Source organism: Kitasatospora sp. NPDC059812 (assembly GCF_042732075.1).
Classification (GTDB): Bacteria; Actinomycetota; Actinomycetes; order Streptomycetales; family Streptomycetaceae; genus Kitasatospora.
This window is the reverse complement of the sequence record NZ_JBHWIO010000024.1, coordinates 57,128-77,012: the sequence shown is the minus strand read 5'-3', so window position 1 is coordinate 77,012 and position 19,885 is coordinate 57,128. Positions and strand designations below refer to the sequence as shown.

The 19,885-nt window shown below is 72.6% G+C and carries 15 protein-coding genes; 5 read left to right on the top strand and 10 right to left on the bottom strand.

The annotated features are described in order from the left end of the window. Positions 1-2: 2 nt before the first annotated feature. Positions 3-1,004: a LysR family transcriptional regulator gene (locus tag ACFV6D_RS15285; RefSeq protein ID WP_380560008.1), complete on the bottom strand. Its 1,002-nt coding sequence runs from the start codon at positions 1,002-1,004 to the stop codon at positions 3-5. A gap of 751 nt (positions 1,005-1,755) precedes the next feature. On the opposite strand from ACFV6D_RS15285, the gene ACFV6D_RS15280 reads away from it, so the two are divergent. Next, the gene (locus ACFV6D_RS15280) at positions 1,756-2,334 is read left to right on the top strand and encodes a MarR family winged helix-turn-helix transcriptional regulator (protein ID WP_380560006.1); all 579 of its coding nucleotides are present in this window, start codon (positions 1,756-1,758) and stop codon (positions 2,332-2,334) included. Between the two features lie 67 nt (positions 2,335-2,401). Here ACFV6D_RS15280 and nagA read toward each other — a convergent pair whose 3' ends face one another. Next, on the bottom strand, positions 2,402-3,556 hold the full coding sequence (gene nagA, locus ACFV6D_RS15275) for an N-acetylglucosamine-6-phosphate deacetylase (RefSeq protein WP_380560020.1): 1,155 nt from the start codon (positions 3,554-3,556) through the stop codon (positions 2,402-2,404). Positions 3,557-3,743: 187 nt separating this feature from the next. Here nagA and ACFV6D_RS15270 point away from each other — a divergent pair, with 187 nt between their 5' ends. Further along, positions 3,744-4,502, top strand: a complete 759-nt coding sequence (locus ACFV6D_RS15270; protein WP_363378426.1) for a DeoR/GlpR family DNA-binding transcription regulator — start codon at positions 3,744-3,746, stop codon at positions 4,500-4,502. Positions 4,503-4,579: 77 nt separating this feature from the next. Here the strand turns inward: ACFV6D_RS15270 and ACFV6D_RS15265 are convergent, their stop codons facing one another. The 8 genes from ACFV6D_RS15265 to ACFV6D_RS15230 all read right to left on the bottom strand — a co-directional run bounded on the left by ACFV6D_RS15265 (position 4,580) and on the right by ACFV6D_RS15230 (position 13,943). Continuing rightward, positions 4,580-5,497 (bottom strand): carbohydrate ABC transporter permease, encoded by a 918-nt coding sequence (locus ACFV6D_RS15265; RefSeq protein ID WP_079135324.1) that lies wholly within the window; start codon positions 5,495-5,497, stop codon positions 4,580-4,582. Continuing rightward, positions 5,494-6,450: a carbohydrate ABC transporter permease gene (locus ACFV6D_RS15260; protein ID WP_380380349.1), complete on the bottom strand. Its 957-nt coding sequence runs from the start codon at positions 6,448-6,450 to the stop codon at positions 5,494-5,496. Before ACFV6D_RS15260 ends, ACFV6D_RS15265 begins: the two co-directional genes overlap by 4 nt. Before the next feature lie 94 nt (positions 6,451-6,544). Continuing rightward, positions 6,545-7,858 (bottom strand): extracellular solute-binding protein, encoded by a 1,314-nt coding sequence (locus ACFV6D_RS15255; protein ID WP_063345958.1) that lies wholly within the window; start codon positions 7,856-7,858, stop codon positions 6,545-6,547. Positions 7,859-8,302: 444 nt separating this feature from the next. Further along, positions 8,303-10,084, bottom strand: coding sequence for a beta-galactosidase family protein (locus ACFV6D_RS15250; protein ID WP_380560004.1), 1,782 nt, complete (start codon positions 10,082-10,084; stop codon positions 8,303-8,305). A 65-nt stretch (positions 10,085-10,149) separates the two neighbouring features. After that, complete coding sequence (locus tag ACFV6D_RS15245; RefSeq protein WP_380486179.1) at positions 10,150-11,010, bottom strand: ketose-bisphosphate aldolase; 861 nt, start codon at positions 11,008-11,010, stop codon at positions 10,150-10,152. Between the two features lie 25 nt (positions 11,011-11,035). Next, positions 11,036-11,986 (bottom strand): 1-phosphofructokinase family hexose kinase, encoded by a 951-nt coding sequence (locus tag ACFV6D_RS15240; RefSeq protein ID WP_380560002.1) that lies wholly within the window; start codon positions 11,984-11,986, stop codon positions 11,036-11,038. After that, the gene (locus tag ACFV6D_RS15235) at positions 11,983-12,933 is read right to left on the bottom strand and encodes an ROK family protein (protein WP_380560000.1); all 951 of its coding nucleotides are present in this window, start codon (positions 12,931-12,933) and stop codon (positions 11,983-11,985) included. The genes ACFV6D_RS15240 and ACFV6D_RS15235 overlap by 4 nt, the downstream gene beginning before the upstream one ends. A 122-nt stretch (positions 12,934-13,055) precedes the next feature. Continuing rightward, positions 13,056-13,943, bottom strand: a complete 888-nt coding sequence (locus ACFV6D_RS15230) for an SIS domain-containing protein (RefSeq protein WP_063345963.1) — start codon at positions 13,941-13,943, stop codon at positions 13,056-13,058. 242 nt (positions 13,944-14,185) lie between these two features. On the opposite strand from ACFV6D_RS15230, the gene ACFV6D_RS15225 reads away from it, so the two are divergent. The 3 genes from ACFV6D_RS15225 to ACFV6D_RS15215 all read left to right on the top strand — a co-directional run bounded on the left by ACFV6D_RS15225 (position 14,186) and on the right by ACFV6D_RS15215 (position 19,590). Next, positions 14,186-16,441: an RICIN domain-containing protein gene (locus ACFV6D_RS15225; protein WP_063345964.1), complete on the top strand. Its 2,256-nt coding sequence runs from the start codon at positions 14,186-14,188 to the stop codon at positions 16,439-16,441. A 189-nt stretch (positions 16,442-16,630) separates the two neighbouring features. Next, the gene (locus ACFV6D_RS15220; RefSeq protein WP_380559998.1) at positions 16,631-18,031 is read left to right on the top strand and encodes a TolB family protein; all 1,401 of its coding nucleotides are present in this window, start codon (positions 16,631-16,633) and stop codon (positions 18,029-18,031) included. 503 nt (positions 18,032-18,534) lie between these two features. After that, positions 18,535-19,590, top strand: coding sequence for a hypothetical protein (locus ACFV6D_RS15215; protein ID WP_380559996.1), 1,056 nt, complete (start codon positions 18,535-18,537; stop codon positions 19,588-19,590). Positions 19,591-19,885 lie beyond the last annotated feature (295 nt).

Genomic DNA, 19,885 nt, shown 5'->3' with positions numbered 1-19,885 from the left:
CTTCAACCCACGACGACCTGCTGACCTGCACTGACCTGCCGACCCGTACTGACCTGCCGACCTGCACCGACCTGCCGACCTGCACCGACCTGCGCCGGACGCGCCCCGACCGCGGATCTGAGCACGTCCAGGAACGCCCTGCCGCGGCTGCTCATGGCCAGGTCGGGCATCATGGCCGCGCCCAGGGCCGCGGGCGGCAGGTCTCCGACCAGCTCGACCTCGCGGACCCTGCCGCCGTCCAACGTCGTTGCGGTCAGGCCGCGTTGATACATCAAGGCGAACCCGGCGCCGGCGGCCACCAGGCCGCGCAGCGTCTCGATGCTCGTCGTCGTCACCACCCGTGGCATGCGGACGCCCGCGCGGGAGAACATCCGCTCGGCGTGGCGGAGCACGCTCGGGGCGTTCAGGGCGACCAGCGGTCGCCCGGCCAACTCGTCCAGGGAGAGCGGCCCGACCAGCCCCAACGGGTCGTCATCCGCCAGCAGGGCGTGCACCGGCAGGTCGACCAGCGGGTGGAACCTGGCGTCGCCCGCCAGGAAGTCGTACGTCACGGCCAGTTCGCACCGGCCGTCCCGGAGGAACTCCAACAGCCGGTCGGCGGACGCCTCGTGGAGGTTCAGCTTCAGCGCCCCGTGCCGCTCCCCGGCCAAACGGTGGACCAGCGGCAGCAGGAACGGGGCGATCGGGAAGAAGAACCCGACGTCGAGCTGGCCTGCGGTGTCGCCCGCCAGGGCGTCGCCCTGCGCCTTGAGGCTGCTGGCCTGCCCCAGCAACGCGCGCGCCTCCCGCAGCAGGTGGCGACCGCTCGGCGTCAGGGAGACCCCACGGGCATGGTGACGGAGCAGCAGCTGAACACCGAGCTGACGTTCCAGCCGCATGATGGCCGACGAGACCGTCGACTGCGAGGCGCACAGCTTCTCCGCCGCCTCCGAGATGTTGCCGATCTCGGCGGAGACGACGAAGTAGCGCAATTGAGTGAGACTGAATCCCAAGCGATCGGTCATAGCGCGCGGAATCCTTTTCCCGGAATCTGGCCATGCGGATTTTCGGGGTCGGCGGTGCGACCGCCGGAGAAATTCTGAATTCGGTGACGAACCACGGGCGGTCAGCCCGCGGCGGATCCGTGAAAGGCACACCGGGGCGCGGTCACCGGCCTCGGCACGCAGGGCGACAGCGGCCCGTGGCGACCGCGGCGGGCCGCCCCTGCGGAGCCGGTCACGCCGGCGCGTTCCGCTTCGGGCCGTTCGAAGTGTTCGGGCAGTACGGCGAGTTCATACCCGCCGCAGCGTCAACTCGATTTTCTCGCTGCACGGCCGGGCGATGCGGTCCCGGCAAGCTGCCGGTCCGATCTCCTTGACGCCGACGCGCGCAAACGGCTAGACACCAAGCCATTCCGGTCCAGTATTATCTGCCGGAGGTTCCCCGATCCCGGAAGCGTTCCGGGGAACGGGGCGGCGGGGACATGTGTGATGACCATGGTGACACTTTCCTCAGCTCCGTCAAAGACGGGAAGCTATCGGTCGGATTGTCGCAGTCCAGGTTCATGTGACATGAGCAGATCAACTACACAGAGAGCATAAAAGCGGACAAGCCTCCGATGAGCGTGCCCAGGTTGCCCAGCTGGAAGCGGGCCACGTGTCATACGGTAACTGAAAGGTTACCGGTTAACAAGTTGGAGCATGTGCACGAATGGATGAAACGCGGGCGGTATGGCAACTGTGGGTACAGAGCCGTCCTGACCTCGACCTTTCGTCGATGGAGATCATCGGCGGCCTCCGACACGCCCACGCGATGCTGGAGTTCCTCCTTGAACCGGTGTTCGAAGCGGCGGCCGTCAGCTCATCGGAGTTCGACGTGCTCTACCACCTCCGCCACTCGACCGAGCCGACGATCGCGCGCCGCCTCGCCGCCTCGATGGGGCGGTCGCCGGCCGCGCTGAGCAAGGCGCTGGCCAAGCTGGAACGGCGCGCCCTCGTGGTCCGGACGGTCAACCCCGCGGACCGGCGCGCGGCACTGGTCTTCATCACCGACGCGGGCGCGGCCGCCGTCGACGACGTCATGCCCAGGCGCCTGGCCATCGAACAGCAGGTCCTCGGGGCACTCAGCGAGGAACAGAACGCACAGGTTCGGATCGCCCTGCGGTGTCTCGCCGAAGCCGTCGAGGTCCAGGCCCTGCAGGGTCGGCCCGCCGACCCGGAGGCCCCCACCGCCATCCCGGCCTGGACTCCGCCACGTTCGCCATCACGCGAGTCCCCGTCCCGCCCCCCGCGGGCGCCCCGGAGACAGCTCGCCAACGCCAAGCATCCCCGGAGCGGCTACCCGACGGAGCTTTGAGCGGCACGGCGCCTGCGGCCCGACTCAGCCGACAACACTTGAACTTCGGGCCCCGCCACCCCGCCGGTCAGCCGGCCCGGGGCGCCAGCGGCGGCGCTCCGGTGATCCAGCGGCCGCGGCGCATCACGGCGACCAGGTCGTAGCCCTCGGAGTCGAGCACGACCAGGTCGGCCTGCTTGCCGGCCTCCAGCGAGCCGATCGAGTCGGCGAGGCCCAGCAGGCGGGCCGGGGTGGCGGACAGCGACTCGACGGCCTGGTTCAGCGTCAGGCCGTTGACGGTGAGCGAACGCTTGAAGGCGACGTCCAGGGTGAGCGTGGAACCCGCGATGGAGCTGCCGTCCGGGAGCATCGCGACGCCGTCCTTGACCTCGACCTGGAGCGGGCCGAGCGGGTAGAGGCCGTCGCCCATGCCGGCCGCGCCCATGGCGTCGGTGATCAGGGCGACCCGGGACGCCCCGGCGGTGCCGTAGGCGAGGTCGAGCACGGACGGGTGCAGGTGCACGCCGTCGTTGATCAGCTCGACGGTGACCCGCTCGTCCTCCAGCAGCGCCACGATCGGGCCCGGGGCGCGGTGGGCGATGCCCGGCATGGCGTTGAAGAGATGGGTGGCGACGCTCGCGCCGGCGTCGATCGCCTCCAGCGTGGTGGCGTAGTCGGAGTCGGTGTGGCCGACGGCGGCGATCACGCCGAGGTCGGCGAGCATCCGCACCGAGTCCAGGCCGCCGGGCAGTTCGGGGGCCAGGGTGACCATCTTCGCGTGGCCCCGGGCGGCGTCGACCAGCTTGCGCACCAGCGCCGGGTCCGGGTCGCGCAGCAGGTCGGGGCGGTGGGCGCCGCAGCGGTTGTGGGAGATGAACGGGCCCTCGAAGTGGATGCCGGCCAGCACGCCGTCCTCGACCAGCTCGGACAGCACGGACGCCTGGCGGGCGACCTCGTCGATCTCCCCGGTGACGGTGGACGCGACCGTGGTGGTGGTGCCGTGCTCCAGGTGCGTACGGGCGGCGAGCAGGGCCTCCTCGGCGATGCCGGAGGCGTAGGAGGCGCCGCCGCCGCCGTGCACGTGCAGGTCGACGAACCCGGGCACGACGGTGTACCCGGTCAGGTCGAGGTCGCCGGGCCCGCTCTCGCCTCCGAGGCCGGCGATCCGGTCGCCCTCGACGGCCAGGCGGCCGCCCTCGACGACGCCGCCGGGCAGGACCAGCCGGGCGCCGGCCAGGGACATGCGGTCCGCTGTCACGCGGTCACCTCCGGCGCTGCGCCAGGCAGCCGCAGAACTGAGTGAAGTTGCTTGTTTCATAGCCATGATAGTCAGATTCGAGCGGACGACCAGACCTGCGACCTGTTCGCCGAAATCAGCCCGACCCGGCGCCACCCAGGGGTTTGGCTCCCGACCGGGCTAGAATCGCGTCATGCTCAAAGCTGATCGCGCCACCCGGATCCTCTCGCACGTCACCGAAGCGGGGAGCGCCGATGTGCACGCGCTCGCCGAACTCCTGGACGTCTCGACCGCGACCGTGCGCCGCGATCTCCAGGAGCTCCACGAGCAGGGACTACTACACCGCACCCGGGGCGGCGCGGTGACCGGCTCGGTCAACCTCGAACTGCCGCTGCGCCACCGCGGCGAGAAGCAGCGGGAGGAGAAGCGCCGGATCGCCCTGGCGGCGGCCGAGCTCGTGCCGGAGGGAGCGGTGGTGGGCCTCAGCGGCGGCACCACCACCAGCGAGCTCGCCCGGGTGCTCGCCGAGCGCACCGGCATCACCGTCGTGACCAACGCGGTGAACATCGCCGCCGACCTGATCGTCCGCCCCGAGGTGCGCCTCGTGGTGATCGGCGGCATCGCCCGCACGGCCAGCTACGAACTGGTCGGCCCGGCCGCCGACCGGATGCTCTCGCAGTACCACCTGGACATCTCCTTCATCGGGGTGGACGGCCTGACGGCGCAGGAGGGCTGCACCACGCACGACGAGATGGAGGCCCAGACCGACCGGGCGTTCCTGCGCAGCAGCGCGCGCTCGGTCGTGCTGGCCGACAGCACCAAGGTCGGAAAGGTCACCTTCGCCCGGATCTGCCCGCTCTCCGACGTCCACGACCTGGTGACGGACGACGGCCTGACGGACGCGCAGCAGCGGGCCGTCACCGGCTGTGGCGTCCGGGTCCGGCGGGCCTGACCGCCGACGGGCCCCGGGGCGCGGCCTGATCCACCGGCCACGCCCCGAGGCCCCGGTTCAGGCCCGGCGGCTCCGCCTCAGGCCTTGACGCCGCCCGCCGTCAGGTCGGTGCGCCAGAACCGCTGCAGCAGCAGGAAGGCCACGACCAGCGGGACGACCGAGACCAGCGAGCCCGTGACGACCAGGTTGTACGGGGTGTGGTCCCGCAGGCCGTTCCAGTAGTAGAGGCCGAGGTTGACCGGCCAGAGCTTCTGGTCGGAGAGCGTGACCAGCGGCAGGAAGAAGTTGTTCCAGATGGTGGTGAACTGGAACAGGAAGATGGTCACCAGCGCCGGCGAGAAGATCCGCAGGACCACCGTGAAGAAGATCCGGAACTCCCCCGCGCCGTCCATCCGGGCGGCCTCCAGGATCTCGTCCGGGACGGACGCGGCGGCGTAGATCCGGCTGAGGTAGACGCCGAACGGGCTGACCATGCTCGGCAGCAGGACCGCCCAGACGGTGTTGACCAGATGGGCCTTGGACAGCAGCAGGTAGACCGGCAGGGCGAGGAGCGGCGCGGGGACGAGCACCGCGGCGAGGATCGTGTTGAACACCGCCTCGCGGCCCCGGAACCGGTACTTGGTGAGCGCGTAGCCGGCCATCGCCGCGAGCAGGGTGGCGGCCGCGGCGCCGACGCCCGCGTACAGCACGGTGTTGAGGAGCCAGCGGAAGTAGAGCCCGTTGTTGGCGGTGGCCAGGTCGTGCAGGTTGTCGCCGAGGTGGAGGGTGGAGAACCAGAACCCGCCGCTGCCGAACAGGTCGCTGCTGCTCTTGGTGGAGGCCACCAGCAGCCACCAGGCGGGCAGCAGGAAGTAGGCGGAGAGCACGAACAGGACGGCCGTGCCGAGGACGTTGGGGCGCGGCCGGCGGCCGGGGGCACCCAGGTGGGCGGGCCCGGCGGGGCGGCGGCGCGCCGGGCGGGCGGTCTCGGGGCGGCGGAGGTCGGCGGTGCTCATGCGGTCACCCGGTTTCCGGTGATGCGCACCGAGAGGCGCAGGAAGGTGAAGGACAGGACGCAGGTGGCCAGGGCCAGCAGGACGGCGATGGCCGCCGCCTTGCCGTAGTCGTTGGTGCCGAACGCCGCGTTGTACGCCGCCATGTTGGGCGTGTAGTCGGCGGAGACGGTCGAGGCCAGCGAGTGCAGGACCATCGGCTCGGTGAAGAGCTGGAGGGTGCCGATGATGGAGAAGATCCCGGTCAGCACCAGGGCGGGGGCCACCAGCGGGATCTTGATGTGCCAGGCGGTCCGCCAGGGGCCGGCGCCGTCGAGGTCGGCGGCCTCGTAGAGCTCGCTGGGGATGGCCTGGAGGGCGGAGAGGATGACCAGCATGTTGTAGCCGGTCCAGGTCCAGGTGACGATGTTGGCCATCGACCACAGGACGGTGCCGGAGGAGAGGAAGTCGGCGTCGATGCCGATGTCCCTCAGCCCGGCGACGAGCGGGCTGGTCCCGGGCAGGTAGAGGAACGCCCAGAGGATGGTGGCCACGACGCCCGGGATCGCGTACGGCAGGAAGTAGGCGAGCCGGAAGAACTTCCGCAGCCGGGTGCCCTTGGCGTCGATCAGCAGGGCGAGGCCGAGGGCCAGTCCGAGCATCACCGGGACCTGGACCACGCCGAAGAGCAGCACCCGGCCGACGCCCGCGAGGAACGAGCCGTCGCCCAGGGCCGCGGTGTAGTTGTCGAGCCCCGCGAAGACCGTTCTGGCCGGGCCGAAGCCCAGGCCGGAGCGCTCCACGCGGTACAGGCTCTGCCAGAGCGCGTACCCGATGGGCAGCAGGAACAGGACGGTGAACAGCAGGCCGAAGGGGGCCAGGAAGCCGAGGGCCGCGCGGTTGCGGGACGGCGTCCGTCGTGCGGTGGCGGCCTTCGGGGCGGTGCGGCCCGGCACCGCCGGGGTTGCTGCGCTCATCTGGGGTTCTCTCTCGTGCGGGCGGTGGTCGGTCCCTCGGGCGTGTCGGGCGCGCCCGGGCCGGCGGACCGCGCGGGGTCCGCCGGCGAGCCGGTCAGCCGGCGGTGACCGTCAGCCCCTTGGACTTCATCGCGTCGACGGTCTTGTTCTGCACCGTGCCCAGCGCCGCCGTCAGGTCGCCGTGGGCGGCGACGGCCGCGCCGAAGGCGTCGGTGAGGTCGCTGGAGGTCTGGGTCATGGTCGGGCCCCAGCTCCACTTGGGGGCCTGCGCCGTCGCCTGCTTGAAGACGTCGAAGATCGGCTGGTTGCCGAAGTAGGCGCTCGGCTTCGCCAGCGCCGGCGCCGACGTGCCGCTGGTGGAGGCGGGGTAGATGCCGGCCTTGTCCACGAGGGTGCCGACGGCGGCGGCGTCCGTGCTCATCCAGTTGGCGAAGCGCAGCGCCGCGGCGGTGTTCTTGCAGCCCTTGACCACCGCGGTGGACGAACCGCCGTCGTTGCCGACCGACTTGGCGCCGCCCTGCCACTGCGGCATCGGGGCGACCGCCCACTTGCCGGACGCCTGCGCCGCGTTCTGTTCGAGGATGGAGGAGAACCAGACCGGGCCGGGGTAGGCGGCGAGCGTGCCGTCCTGGAGGTCCTTGTACAGGTCGGGGCTGAAGCCCTGCTCGGACTTGACCTGGCCCTGGTCGATCAGGCCCTGCCAGTACTTCGCGACCTTGGTGGTGGCCGGGTCGCTCGCGAGCGAGACCTTCCAGCCCTTGCTGTCGGTGCCGAACCAACTGCCGCCGGCCTGGGCGGACATGCCGGCGAACCACCACGGGTCGTCCGGGTTGAACACGCTCAGGTACCCGTTGGGGTTGGTGGCGTGCACCTTGGCGGCGTCGGCGGCGAACTCCTCCCAGGTGGCCTGCGGCTTCAGGCCGTACTGGGCGTACAGGTCGGTGCGGTAGTAGAGCGCCATCGGGCCCACGTCGACCGGGATGCCGTACACCTGGCCGCCGACCTTCACCGCGTTCCAGGCGCCGTCCCCGTACTGCGACTGGTACTGCCCGGCCTCGCCGCTGACGTCCTGGACGGCGCCCTCCACGACGAAGCTGGGCAGCGACTCGTAGCCGACCTGGGCCAGGCAGGGGGCGTTGCCGGCCTTGACGGCCGCGAAGATCTTGGCGTAGCCGCCCTTGCTGCCCGACACGATCTTCTCGAACTTGACCTTGGCGTCCGGGTGGGCCGCGTTGTACTGGGCCACCGCCTCCTCGTAGCCCGGCGCCCAGCCCCAGAACGTGACCTCGGCGGAGCCTCCGGCGCCCGAGGCGCCGTCACCGCCCGATCCGCAGGCCGCGATGCCGGCGAGCAGCGGCAGCGTGGCGGCGGCGGCCAGCAGGCGGGTGCGGATTCGTGTCTTCGCCATGAGGATCTCGTCCTTTACGTGTACTGGCCCTCGGCCGTCGCGGCGCGGTGTCGGGTGGACGGCGGCCGGCGCGAGCGGGTGCGGTGCGGTGAGGGTGCGGTGCGGTGAGGGTGGGGGTGCGGGTGCGGGTGCGGTGGGGGTCGGCAGGGTGCCCGGGTTCCGGAGGTTCTGGGGCCGGCCGGGAGTGCCGCCGCGCGTCGGCGGCTTCCTCACCGGACCGGTTCCGGCTCCGGATCCTGGTCCTGGTCCGGGCCCGGTCCGGGTGTCGGTGGTCGCGTGCCCATCGGACCACCCCCTGCTCTATGGTGCGCAGTTCGGATGAGTATTGCTCAATATCGAGCAGGTTCCTAGGGCTTCGGAGCACGAAGCGGTCTCGGTTTCGACACGGCCCGTCGCGCGGAGAACCGGGCGGAGAGCCGGGCAACGGGCCGGGTGCACGGAGCGTCAGCCCAGGTCGGGCCCGGCCACCAGGTGCACGGCGGGTTCGCCGGAGCGGTCGAGTTCGAGGACGGTGATCTCGTTCGTCCCGCTGCGCAGAACCGGCCAGGGCAGGAAGAGCGTGCACTGCGGTCCGCGGTCCCAGTAGCGGCCCAGCAGGAAGCCGTTGACCCAGACGTAGCCCTTGCCCCAGCCCGGCAGCGCCAGGTAGCCGTCGGCGGGCTCCCCGACCTCGAAGGCGCCGCGGTGGAAGGCCGCTCCGGGGCCGGCGGCCGGAGCGACGGCCGCGTCCCAGGGAAGCCGGTCCGGTGTCCCGTCGGCCAGCGGCATCGGGTCGGCCGTCCACCCGTGCAGGTACTGCTGGGTGTGCAGGGCCCCCGCGATCCCCTTGCGGTCGCCGATCCCGGCGCCGTAGTTGACCCGGCCCATCGACTCGACCAGCAGTTCCAGCCGGGCACCCGCGCCGGGCACCGGGAGGAGCAGGGGCTCGTGCTCGACGTCGCGTTCCAGGGTGGCGAGGTGGGTGCCGTCGACGCGGACGTGGGCCCGGTCGGCGAGCCCCTCGACGGTCAGCGGGTACGCCGTGCGCGGGCCGGGGATGGTGGTCCGGTAGCGGACGAGGCCGTGCGGGAGGCCGAGTTCCTCGAAGGAGAGCGGGACGGCGGAGCGGACCTCGCCGGTGGACAGGTGGTCCACCACGTCCGCCAGCGGCAGGGACCTGTCGAGCTCCACCCGGCACGCCGGCAGCGTGGCCGGGAGCTCCTCGGGCTCCGGCACCGGCCCGTCCGCGTACGCCGCCAGGACCTCGCGGAAGGCCCGGAACTTGGCCGTGGGGGCGCCTCGTTCGTCCAGCGGGGCGTCGTAGTCGTAGGAGGTGACGGTCGGCTGGTAGCCCCGGCCGGTGCGCGGGTCGGCGGTGTTGGCGCCGGCCCAGGTGCCGAAGTTGGTGCCGCCGTGGGCCATGTAGAGGTTGACGGAGGCCCCGGCCGCCAGGATCTCGCGCAGGGCCTCGGCGGCGTCCTCGGCCGGGCGGGTGGTGTGCGGCTCTCCCCAGTGGTCGAACCAGCCGTTCCAGAACTCCATGCACATCGGCGGGTCCTGGGGGCGGTGGCGGCGCAGCTCGGCGAAGGCCTCGGTGGCGCGGCTGCCGAAGTTGACGGTGGCGAGGTGGCCGGGAAGGGCGCCGCCGGTGAGGAAGAAGTCCTCCGGCCCGTCGGAGGTGCAGAGCGGGACGTCGATGCCGCGGGCGCGCAGGCCGTCGGCGAGGTGGGCGAGGTAGGCCCGGTCGGTGCCGTAGGAGCCGTACTCGTTCTCGATCTGGACCATCAGGACGTTTCCGCCGCGGGTGGTCTGGTGCGCCGCCAGGATCGGGATCAGCGTGTCGTACCAGCGGTCGACGTGGGCCAGGAAGCGCGGGTCGCCGGTGCGCAGCGGCAGGCCGCGGCCCGCCGTGCCCGGTTCGGCCAGGAGCCACCAGGGCAGGCCGCCGTTCTCCCATTCGGCGCAGATGTAGGGGCTCGGGCGGACGATCGCGTGCAGTCCGGCGTCCGCGGCGGCCCGCAGGAAGGCCTCCAGGTCGGCGATGCCGGTGAAGTCGTACGTGCCGGGGCGGGGCTCGTGCAGGTTCCAGGGGACGTACGTCTCCACGGTGTTGAGCCCCATCGCCCGCAGCATCCGCAGGTGGCGCGGCCACTGCCCGGGCAGGCTGCGGAAGTAGTGCAGGGCGCCGGAGAGCAGGCGCAGGGGGCGCCCGTCGAGCGTGAACCCGGTCCGGGAGATCTGGAGCATGAGTGGTCCTTGAGGGGGTGGTTCGGGGGACGGTGTCGGCCGGGGCTCGGTCGTCCTGGGCGCGGTCATCCGGCGGTCCCCGCGACGACGGGCAGGAGCCGGCCGACGGCCTCGGTGATCGCCCCGCGGCCCGCGGCCAGGTACGCGCGGGGGTCGACGCCCCGCTCGTCCGCCGCCAGGTGGGACCGGACGGCGGTCGTCATGGCGATGCTCAGGGCGGTGCCGATGTTGACCTTGGCTATGCCGCCGTGGACGGCGCGGCGCAGCTCGTCGTCGGGGACTCCGGAGGAGCCGTGCAGGACGAGCGGGACGTCGAGGGCCGCGTGCAGGGCGGCGAGCAGGCCGTGGTCGAGCCTGGCGTCGCGGGAGGTCATCGCGTGGGAGCTGCCGACGGCGACGGCGAGGGCGTCCACGCCGGTCTCCTCGACGAAGCGCCGCGCCTCTGCGGGGTCGGTGCGGGCCCCCGGCGCGTGGGCGTCCAGCGGCCCCCGGCCGTCCTTGCCGCCGACCTCGCCGAGTTCGGCCTCCAGCCAGAGCCCGGCGCCGTGCGCCCAGACGGCGGCCTCGCGGGTGGCGGCGACGTTCTCCGCGTAGGGCAGGTGCGCGGCGTCGTACATCACCGAGCTGAACCCGCATTCGGCGGCCTGGCGGAGCAGGACGCCGGTCTTCACGTGGTCCAGGTGCAGCGCCACCGGGACGGTGCTCGGCTCGGCGCAGCGCACGGCGGCCGCGGCGAGCGGGGCCAGCCGCCCGCCGTGGAACCGCACCGCGTTCTCGCTCACCTGGAGGATCACCGCGGTGCCGGCGGTCTCGGCGGCGGAGACGACGGCCTCGACGTGCTCCAGGGTGATGACGTTGAAGGCGGCGACGGCGCCGTGCCGGGCCGCGGCCCGGGCGACGAGGCCGCCGGTGGCTGCCAGGGGCATGAACTCTCCTGTCGGGTGGGGCTGTTCAGTCGGAAGGGGCTGAGCCGGCGGGGGGCGTGGCCGGGGTGACCCGGACCAGCGGGAGGTGGCCGCGGTAGGCCTGCGGGTCGAACCGGCCGGCGTACGGGGCCTGGACGGCGGCGGCCGACAGGGCCACCGCGTGGGCCAGCGCCGCCGGCCACGGCGTGCGGTCGGCGAGGGCCGCGGCCAGCGCCGCGACCGCCGCGTCCCCCGCGCCGGTCGGGTTCCCCCGCACGACGGCCTCCGGGGGCAGCCGGGCCCGCCAGTCGCCGTCCGGGGTGACGGCGAGGAGCCCGTCGGGGCCGAGCGAGGCGACCACCGCCCGGGCGCCGGCGTCGACGAGGGCGTGTGCCGCGCGGAGCGGGTCGGCGATGCCGGTGGCGCGGCGCAGTTCGACCGCGTTCGGCTTGACGGCCGTGGGCCCGGCCGCCAGTGCCCCGGTGAGCGCGGCGCCGTCGGCGTCCAGGACGACCGGCACGCCCTGGTCGTGGGCGAGGCGGACCAGGTCCGCGTAGGCGTCGCCCGGCAGGCCCGGCGGCAGGCTCCCGGACAGCACCAGGGCCCGGGCGGTGGGGAGCAGACCGCGGACGGCGGCGCGCAGGGCCGTCCAGTCCTCGGCGGAGAGCTCCGGTCCGGGCTCGTTCAGCACGGTGGCGTCGACGGCGTCGACCACGGCGACGGTGCGCCGGGTCGACGTGCCTGCGGCGAGCGGGACGCCCAGGCAGGCGATGCCGGCCCGGTCGAGGTCGGCCCGCAGCACCGCGCCGGTGGACCCGCCGAGCGGCAGGACGGCCGTGGTGCGCCGGCCGAGGCCGTGCAGCACCCGGGCCACGTTCACGCCCTTGCCGCCGGCCTGTTCGTGGACGGAGGCCACCCGGTGGCTGGTGTGCGGGCGCAGCGCCGGCACGCCGTAGGTGATGTCCAGGGCGGGGTTCGGGGTCACGGTGACGATCACGGCGCCGGGCTCCCTTCCGGGGCCGCGCGGTCGGCCGCCGCGTCCAGGGCGCGCAGGCCGGCGCCCAGGCAACCGGCCCGGTCCCCGAGCGCGGCGGGCACCAGGCGCGGCGCGACCTGGATCCGGGCGCGCCCGGCCAGGGCGGCGGCCAGCGGGGCGAGCAGCAGGTCGCCGGACTCGGCGAGGCCCCCACCCAGCACGACCAGCGGCGGGTCCAGCACCAGGACGGCCGTCAGCAGGGCGTCGGCCAGGGCGTCGACCGCCTCCTGCCAGACGGCGCCGGCCGCCCCGTCCCCCTCCGCGGCCAGCCGCGCCACCTCCGGTGCGAGGGCCGGCCGGCCGGTGGCCTCGGTGTAGCGCCGCGCCACGGCGGCCGCCGAGGCGTAGGTCTCGGCGCAGCCCCGGGCCCCGCAGGCGCACGGTTCCCCGCCCGGGCGCACCACGAGGTGGCCGATCTCCCCGGCCCGGTGGTGCGCGCCGGGCATGGCGCGGCCGCCGGTCATGACGGCGGCGGCGATGCTCGTGCCGACCGGGACGAACAGGAAGCGCTCCTCGCCGCGCCCGGCTCCGAGCCGGGCCTCGGCCACGCCGCCGGCGCGCACGTCGTGGGTGACGGCCACGGGCAGGCCGGTGCGCTCGGCGACGAGCTCCCGGAACGGGACGTCCCGCCAGCCGATCGTGGCGGAGTAGACGCCCGTCCCCGTGGCCTCGTCGACGATGCCGGGAACGGCCAGGCCGACGGCGTCGACCTCCGCGCCCTGCCGCCCGGCCTCCCGCCGCACGTCCGCGACCAGGTCGACGACGGTGGCCACGACGGCCTCCGGGCCCCGTTCGCGCCCGGTGGCGCGCCACGCCTGGTGCCGGACGGCCGCCTCCCGGTCCAGCAGGGCGGCCTTGATACCGGTGCCGCCGACGTCCACGGCGACGACCAGGCGCTGCCCGGTCATGGGCTGACGCCGGTCGGGCACGGGCTGACGCCGGCCGGTCGTGGGCCGAGGTCGGTCGGTCGTGGTCCGAGGCTGGTCGGTCGTGAGCCGAGGCTGGTCGGTCGTGAGCCGAGGCTGGTCGGTCATGAGTCGGCGAGCACCACGGACCGGGTCAGGTTGCGCGGCTGGTCCGGGTCCAGGCCCTTCGCGGCGGCCAGCGCGGCGGCCAGCCGGTGGACGCGCACCAGTTCCGCGAGCGGGTCGAGCCGGCCCTCGATCCAGCGGGCGCCGGTGCCCCGGACCTGCTCGGCCAGGCCCACCGGTGCGGCGCCCAGCATCCAGGTGGCGGTGGACGGCGCGGCGATGCTGATCGGGCCGTGCCGGTACTCCATCGCCGGGTACGCCTCGCTCCAGGCGAGCGCGGCCTCGCGCAGTTTGAGGCCGGCCTCGTTCGCCAGCCCGACCGTCCAGCCGGTGCCGAGGAAGGTGAACTGGGTGCAGTCCACCAGGCCTTCGGGCAGCGGCTCCGCCAGGGCCGCCCGGCCGTCGGCCTCCACCGCCTCGGTGTGCAGGCCCAGGTGGGCCCGCAGCAGGGTGAGCGCCGTGGTGGCGAACCTGGTCTGCACCACGGACCGCTCGTCGGCGAAGTCCAGCACGGCGATGTCGTCGGCCGCGGTCATCACCGGGGTCCGCGGGTCGGCGGTGACGGCCGCGGTGCGGACCTTTCCGCGCACCCGCTCCAGCAGGGCCAGGACCTCGGTCGTGGTGCCGGAGCGGGTCAGCGCGATCACGCGGTCGTACGAGCGGACGCCCGGGAACTCGGAGGCGGCGAAGGCGTCCGTGACGCCCTGTCCGCTCGACTCCCGCATGGCGGCGTACGCCTGGCCCATGAACAGCGACGTCCCGCAGCCGATCACCGCGACCCGTTCACCGGCCTCCGGCAGCGCCGTGCACTCCGCCGCGGCGACTTCCGCCGCGCGGCGCCAGCAGTCCGGCTGGCTGGCGATCTCGGCCTCGACATGGGTCGCCATCGGCCACCTCCACTTGATTGTTGCTGATACCTGCTTCTTTCTGGCCAGATTCAAGCATCTTCAAGCACTCCATGGAACCCGTCTGTGCAATTTGTTGCTCAGAGGTGTTGACAGTTGCGCGCAAGAAGGCCGGATACTGCATGCCATCGCCGGGCTCGGCGGTCGCGCCCCCAACGACGACCGGCGGGCCCGAGCAGCACCGCCCACCCCCGCCCCGACGGTGCAGCACCGAAGGAGACCTCGTGTCCGCCCCACCCCGCAGAGCACTCGCCGCCGTCCTCGCCCCCGCGCTCCTGGCGCTGAGCGCGGGCCTCGCCCCGGCCGCGTCGGCCGCCCCCGAACCGTCAGCCGCCCCGGCCGGCGGCCCGTCAACCGCCCCGTACACCGTGAGCGTCGGCAAGCCGGTCGGCTACGCCCACCCCACCGACACCCCCGCCGTCCCGTACACCGACAAGGACGGCACCTTCTACTTCCAGCAGTCCGCCGCGCTCTACGGCGCGAACGACCCGCGGTACTGGGACTTCTTCACCGGCAAGGACTTCGACTCCGCCACCCGGTCCAGCGCGCTCAGCAACGCCGTCAACCCCGCCAACCCCCAGGACCGCAACAACGACACCACCTGGCGCTGCAACAACAGCCCCACCGGCCTGACCTCGACCTCCGCGCCCGCCGGGTCGGGCTACGCCCAGAAGAACTACTGCGACCTCTCCGGCATCTGGGTCGACCCGGACACCGGCGACTGGTACGGGCTGGTGCACAACGAGTTCACCCCGCAACCCTTCGGCGACGGCCTCCACTTCGACGCCATCGACTACGCCGTCTCCAGCGACCAGGGCCGGACGTGGACCATCAAGGACCACGCCATCACCTCGCCGTACAGCACCCAGCGGGGCGACACCGCGGCCTTCCCGAACCAGACCTTCGACTACGGTGACGGCGACCAACGCCTGTTCGTCGACACCGCCTCGGGCTACTTCTACGTCTACTACGGCTCGCGGATCGTCGACAAGGGCGGTAGCTGGAAGGCCTTCCACGAACACGTCGCCCGGGCCCCGATCGCCGCCAAGATGGCACCCGACTCGTGGCAGAAGTGGTACGACGGCGCGTGGTCGCAGCCCGGCACCGGCGGCCAGGAGAGCAACCTGGTGCCCGCCGACTCCGCCCACCCCACCGGCTACACCCCGGTCGCCGACGAGTACGACCCGGCGAACACCGGCACCGTGGCCCAGCAGGTCGCGGCCGGCACGATGCCCCCCACCTCACCGCTGTTCGTCATGGACATCACCTACAACGCCTACCTCGGGCTGTACATCGCCGAACCGCAGGCCGTCGACCAGAGCGGCTCCGCGCCCCAGCAGTACTACGCCACCGCCGACCTCGCCAGCCAGAAGTGGGTGCCGATCGGCGACACCGGCGGCTACCACACCGCGTCCTGGTACCGCTGGTTCCTCGACAGCGCGAACCGCACCAACACCACCATCGTCGGCAAGACCTTCCGCTCGTACTGCGCCTTCGGCTGCTCCAACGGCGCGTCCGGCGAGTACGTGGACGTGACGATCGACGGCACCGCGCCCGCCGCTCCCCCCGTCGACCCCGGCAAGACCTACCGGATCGGCAACGCCGACGGCCGGGTCCTCGCCCAGGTCGCCGGCGGCCCGGCCACCACCTCGCTGGCCGCCGGCACCGGCTCCGCCCTGGAGGCCTGGAGCTTCACCACCAACGGCGACGGCTCCTACCGGATCGCCAACGCCGCCACCGGCCGCCTGCTCGGCGTCGACTCCACCGCCACCGCCGGCCGCGCCTGGGGCGCCCGCCCCACCGCCACCGCCGCCGGCCCGGGCGGGCCCACCGTCGGCCAGCAGTGGTTCGTCATCCCCGGGAAGTCCGCCGACGGAACCGCCACCGGCGCGTTCAAGCTGGTCAACCGCTACAGCGGACTCGTCCTCGGCCTCTCCGCCACCAACAGCCGGTCCACCGAGACCACCCCCACCCGCAGTTGGGCCGACACCACCGGCAACCCCGTCGGCGGCACCCGCGGCCCCGGCGAGCAGACCCTCACCCTGACCGCCACCGGCACCGTGCCCAACCCCCCGCTGGACGGCACCCACACCCTGACCACCGCCGGCAAGGCCCTCGACGACCCCGGCCACTCCACCGCCCAGGGCACCCAACTGGTCACCTGGGCCCCCAACGGCGGCCCGAACCAGACCTGGGTGCTCACCCGGCAGGCGGACGGCGGCTACCAGATCGCCAACGGCGAGTCCCACCTGTGCATGGACGTCGACGGCGGCTCCACCTCCGCCGGCGCCAAGGTGATCCAGTGGGCCTGCACCGGCGGCGGCAACCAGCGCTGGCAGCTCACCCCCGCCGCCGGCGGCTACCGGATCACCTCCCAGAAGAGCGGCCTGCTCCTCACCACCGCGTCCACCGCCGACGGCGCCCGGACCACCCAGCAGCCCGACACCGGATCACCCCTCCAGGTCTGGGCGGTCAACTGACCAACCGGCAGTATCCAACCTCCCTTCCCCCTCGGTCAGTTGGCGAGAATCTGCCAGTGCGGAAGCGGGCCCGTTGACCTCCGGTCCGCCGGGCGTTTGGCTCTCCCCAGTCAGTTGCGCGGGCGGTGCCACCCACCAGGGTGGCGCCGCCCGCGCCGTCGTCACTCACCAAGGGGAGGACCCCACCTCATGACCACCACACACCCCCGGCGCGGGCTGCTGCGCGGCGGCTGCGCCCTGCTCGCCGCCGCACTGGCCGGCCTCGCCGCACCAGCCGCCGAAGCGCATCCGCGCACGGGCGGGATCATCCGGGTGAGCGTCGGCCTCGACGGCGCGCAGCCGGACGGCGCGTCCGCCGCCCTGGGGCTGAGCGCCGACGGCCGCTACGCCCTGTTCTCCTCGGACGCGACCAACCTGGTGCCCGGCGACACCAACGGCGCGACGGACGTCTTCGTCCGGGACCTGCACACCGGCCGCACCCAACGCGTCAGCGTCGGCGCGGACGGCGCCCAGCTCGACGCCCCCACCACCCAGGCATCGATCAGCGGCGACGGCCGCTTCGTCACGTTCAACACCAAGGCCACCAACGTGCTACCCGGCCACAAGGCCAACAGCGGCGGGGAGGTCTACCTCCGCGACCTCCGGGACGGCGTCACCGAGCTGATCACCGCCGGCGACCCGGCCGCCACCGGCCAGGACGGCCGCATCTCCCGTGACGCGGTGGCCAGTTGGGACGGCCGCTTCGTGGCCTTCTCCTCCTCCCGGACCGACCTCGCGCCGGTCGGCACGTTCAGCAAGGAGAACATCTACGTCACCGACCGCCGGGAGGGCACCACCCGCCTGGTCACCCTCGGGGTGAACGGCAAACCGGGCAACGGCGACTCCTACCTGCCCTCGATCAGCGCCGACGGCCGCGTCATCGGCTTCAAGTCCCGCGCGTACAACCTGCTCCCGGCTCCCGCCCAGACCCCCGCAGCCGCCGCAGCCCCTGGGGACCACGCGGACCACGGCGACTCCCCCGCGATCCTCGGGCACGCCTCCTACCCCTTCTACGTGTTCGACCAGCACACCGGGGTGATCAGCGGCGCGAGCACCGACCCCGCCGGCCAGCTCGCCAACACCGGCCTGGACGCCACCCTCAGCCCCGACGGGCAGTACGCCGTCTACACCCTCGACGCGCCCGGCGGGCCGATCCTCAACCGCCACCAGGAGCTCTACACCCGCGACCTGCGCACCGGCACCGTGGCCAGGGTGACGACCCCGCTGCCCGGCACCACCACGGTCGGCTCCGCCGGTCGCGGCACAATGTCCTACGACGACCGCTGGGTCTACTTCGTCTCCGACGCCGGCAACCTCGTCCCCGGCGTCGACGGCGGGCGGCAGAACGTGTTCCGCCGCGACCTCGCCACCGGAGCCGTCGAACTCGCCGGCGCGGCCGAGGACGGCACGGCGAGCACCGGCACCTCGGACAACCCGTACACCGACGCCTCCGGCAGCGCCGTGCTGTTCACCTCCGAGGACGGCACCCTGATCCCCGGCGACACCAACCACGCCTCGGACGTCTTCCTCCGCCGGCTCCTCGCGCACTGACGGCGGACGGGCTGTTACGGGTGCTGACCAGGCGGGTTCCGGAATCCGCCGGCGAAGGGCGGGACCACCGGTCATCCCGGCCACGAAAAGCATGATCCGGCGGGGAGGAACAATGGCAACACCCGTAACAGCGTTCGGGCGAAAACCGCGCCGCCCGGCGTCGCCAGCACACAATCACCACATACTTACCCCGAATTGTACGACCACTGTCAAGGCGCCAAGGTGCGCCAGGCCGCAGTGACTTCAGGACACTGTCGAGGATTTGGTTTTCAACATCCCTCGGGCGACGGATGCTTGTACGTACAGTCTCCGTTCTTTTGGCGCTGCCGTGCTATCCGCAGGCCAGTCCACGGAGTTTGCAGCAGGACGTGCTGCTCCCGGCGACGACTCGTGAGGTCGATCGTGACAATGAGAAAAGCCTCAGGAAGTCGATAGCCGTATCTGTCGAGACGGCACCCAATCCAACCGTCCAAGGAATAGTCCGAGACGGAACGAGGGTAAAAGTGAAGGCCCTTCTCTACCACTTCCACGGAATCGACGACTTCGATTTCTCGACCATCTCGCCCGAGGACCTCCCCGAGGTCCAGAAGGCTGCGGAATCCCGTGAGTACGGAATTCTGCCGACCGTCTACCTGCGCCGGGAGAATCTCCCCCGCCTGGTGGAGGTCCTCCAGGAGTACCACCGGCTCGAACAGGCGAACGCGGTTCCCAACATCGCCGGTTTCGCGATCGAGGGCCCGCTGCTCGGGCCGCAGGGCGGGATACCGCGGGCCGGACGGTGGTTCCCGTCGGCGAAGGAGTGGGACGTCATCGCGTCCCTCGGCCCGCTCGGCCTGCGCTACATCGTGATGGCGCCCGACGCCATGGCCCTGGACGAGCGCATCGACGCCGGCCCCACCTTCGCCGACCTGCTCACCAGCTTCTACGAGCAGGGGCTCCGGATCGCCGTGGGGCACTTCCACCGGGAGGCGCCCGAGCGCAGTGCCGTCCGACTGCGGGAAGTGCTCGAATTCCTGCACAGCCGCTACGACTCCTCCCCGTACCTGGTCCTGACCGACCATCTGTACAACGACACCCCGCGGAACTTCACGCATTCCTGGCGCACGCCGCAGGAACGGGTCGACCGCGAAGTCGAACTGCGGCGGGTGCTCGATCCCGACTGGGACAAGACCGACCTCCGGGAACTGCTCGGCCCTGTTCCGGCCGAAATGCTGCGCTCCGCACGCGAGTCCCTCCTGTACCCGTGCATCAACTTCGACGGGTACCACGTCGACCTCGAAATCTGCCGGCGCACCGTCGAATACCTGGGCGTGGACCGCCTCATCGCGCTGACCGACCACACCGAGGTCGCCACGATGGCCCAGGAACCACTGACCCGGAGTGACCACAATCCACTGTGGCTGCGTGACGACGGGGCCGTGGCGGCGGGTTCGAGCGGTTATGAGCAGCAGCGGCAGAACATTCTCTCCATCGGATTCGACGACACGGCGGTTCACCGCATGTTCGTCGACAACCCCGTGACGGCGGTCGGATACCGCATCAAGAAGGGCGCCGCGTAAGGGCCTGGAGGGGGCCGGAAATCGGAAAAGACATCGGGACAGGAACTCACGGCCACTCGGGCGTTGCGCCCCGGCCACTTCCTCGACCGTGTCGTGCGGACCGGGGACACGACCGCCGCCACCGCGGCGCTCCTGGTCGTGTCCCCGGCAGCCGACGGCCCGCGCATCCTCCAGGACGACGTCCGGCTGCGGCGTGGGGGGGGGGGCCCCCCCCCGCGGGGGGGCCCCGCCCGGGGGGGGGCCCGACCCCCCGCCCCACACGCGGGGCGCCCCCTGGGAGAGGTTGGTTGTGGGG

What these genes read in the sequence shown, in the direction of transcription:
- ACFV6D_RS15285 (WP_380560008.1), bottom strand. Translation starts at nt 1,004, where the DNA reads ATGACCGATCGCTTGGGATTCAGTCTCACTCAATTGCGCTACTTCGTC.
- ACFV6D_RS15280 (WP_380560006.1), top strand. Translation starts at nt 1,756, where the DNA reads ATGGAGATCATCGGCGGCCTCCGACACGCCCACGCGATGCTGGAGTTC.
- nagA (WP_380560020.1), bottom strand. Translation starts at nt 3,556, where the DNA reads ATGTCCCTGGCCGGCGCCCGGCTGGTCCTGCCCGGCGGCGTCGTCGAG.
- ACFV6D_RS15270 (WP_363378426.1), top strand. Translation starts at nt 3,744, where the DNA reads ATGCTCAAAGCTGATCGCGCCACCCGGATCCTCTCGCACGTCACCGAA.
- ACFV6D_RS15265 (WP_079135324.1), bottom strand. Translation starts at nt 5,497, where the DNA reads ATGAGCACCGCCGACCTCCGCCGCCCCGAGACCGCCCGCCCGGCGCGC.
- ACFV6D_RS15260 (WP_380380349.1), bottom strand. Translation starts at nt 6,450, where the DNA reads ATGAGCGCAGCAACCCCGGCGGTGCCGGGCCGCACCGCCCCGAAGGCC.
- ACFV6D_RS15255 (WP_063345958.1), bottom strand. Translation starts at nt 7,858, where the DNA reads ATGGCGAAGACACGAATCCGCACCCGCCTGCTGGCCGCCGCCGCCACG.
- ACFV6D_RS15250 (WP_380560004.1), bottom strand. Translation starts at nt 10,084, where the DNA reads ATGCTCCAGATCTCCCGGACCGGGTTCACGCTCGACGGGCGCCCCCTG.
- ACFV6D_RS15245 (WP_380486179.1), bottom strand. Translation starts at nt 11,010, where the DNA reads ATGCCCCTGGCAGCCACCGGCGGCCTCGTCGCCCGGGCCGCGGCCCGG.
- ACFV6D_RS15235 (WP_380560000.1), bottom strand. Translation starts at nt 12,933, where the DNA reads ATGACCGGGCAGCGCCTGGTCGTCGCCGTGGACGTCGGCGGCACCGGT.
- ACFV6D_RS15230 (WP_063345963.1), bottom strand. Translation starts at nt 13,943, where the DNA reads ATGGCGACCCATGTCGAGGCCGAGATCGCCAGCCAGCCGGACTGCTGG.
- ACFV6D_RS15220 (WP_380559998.1), top strand. Translation starts at nt 16,631, where the DNA reads ATGACCACCACACACCCCCGGCGCGGGCTGCTGCGCGGCGGCTGCGCC.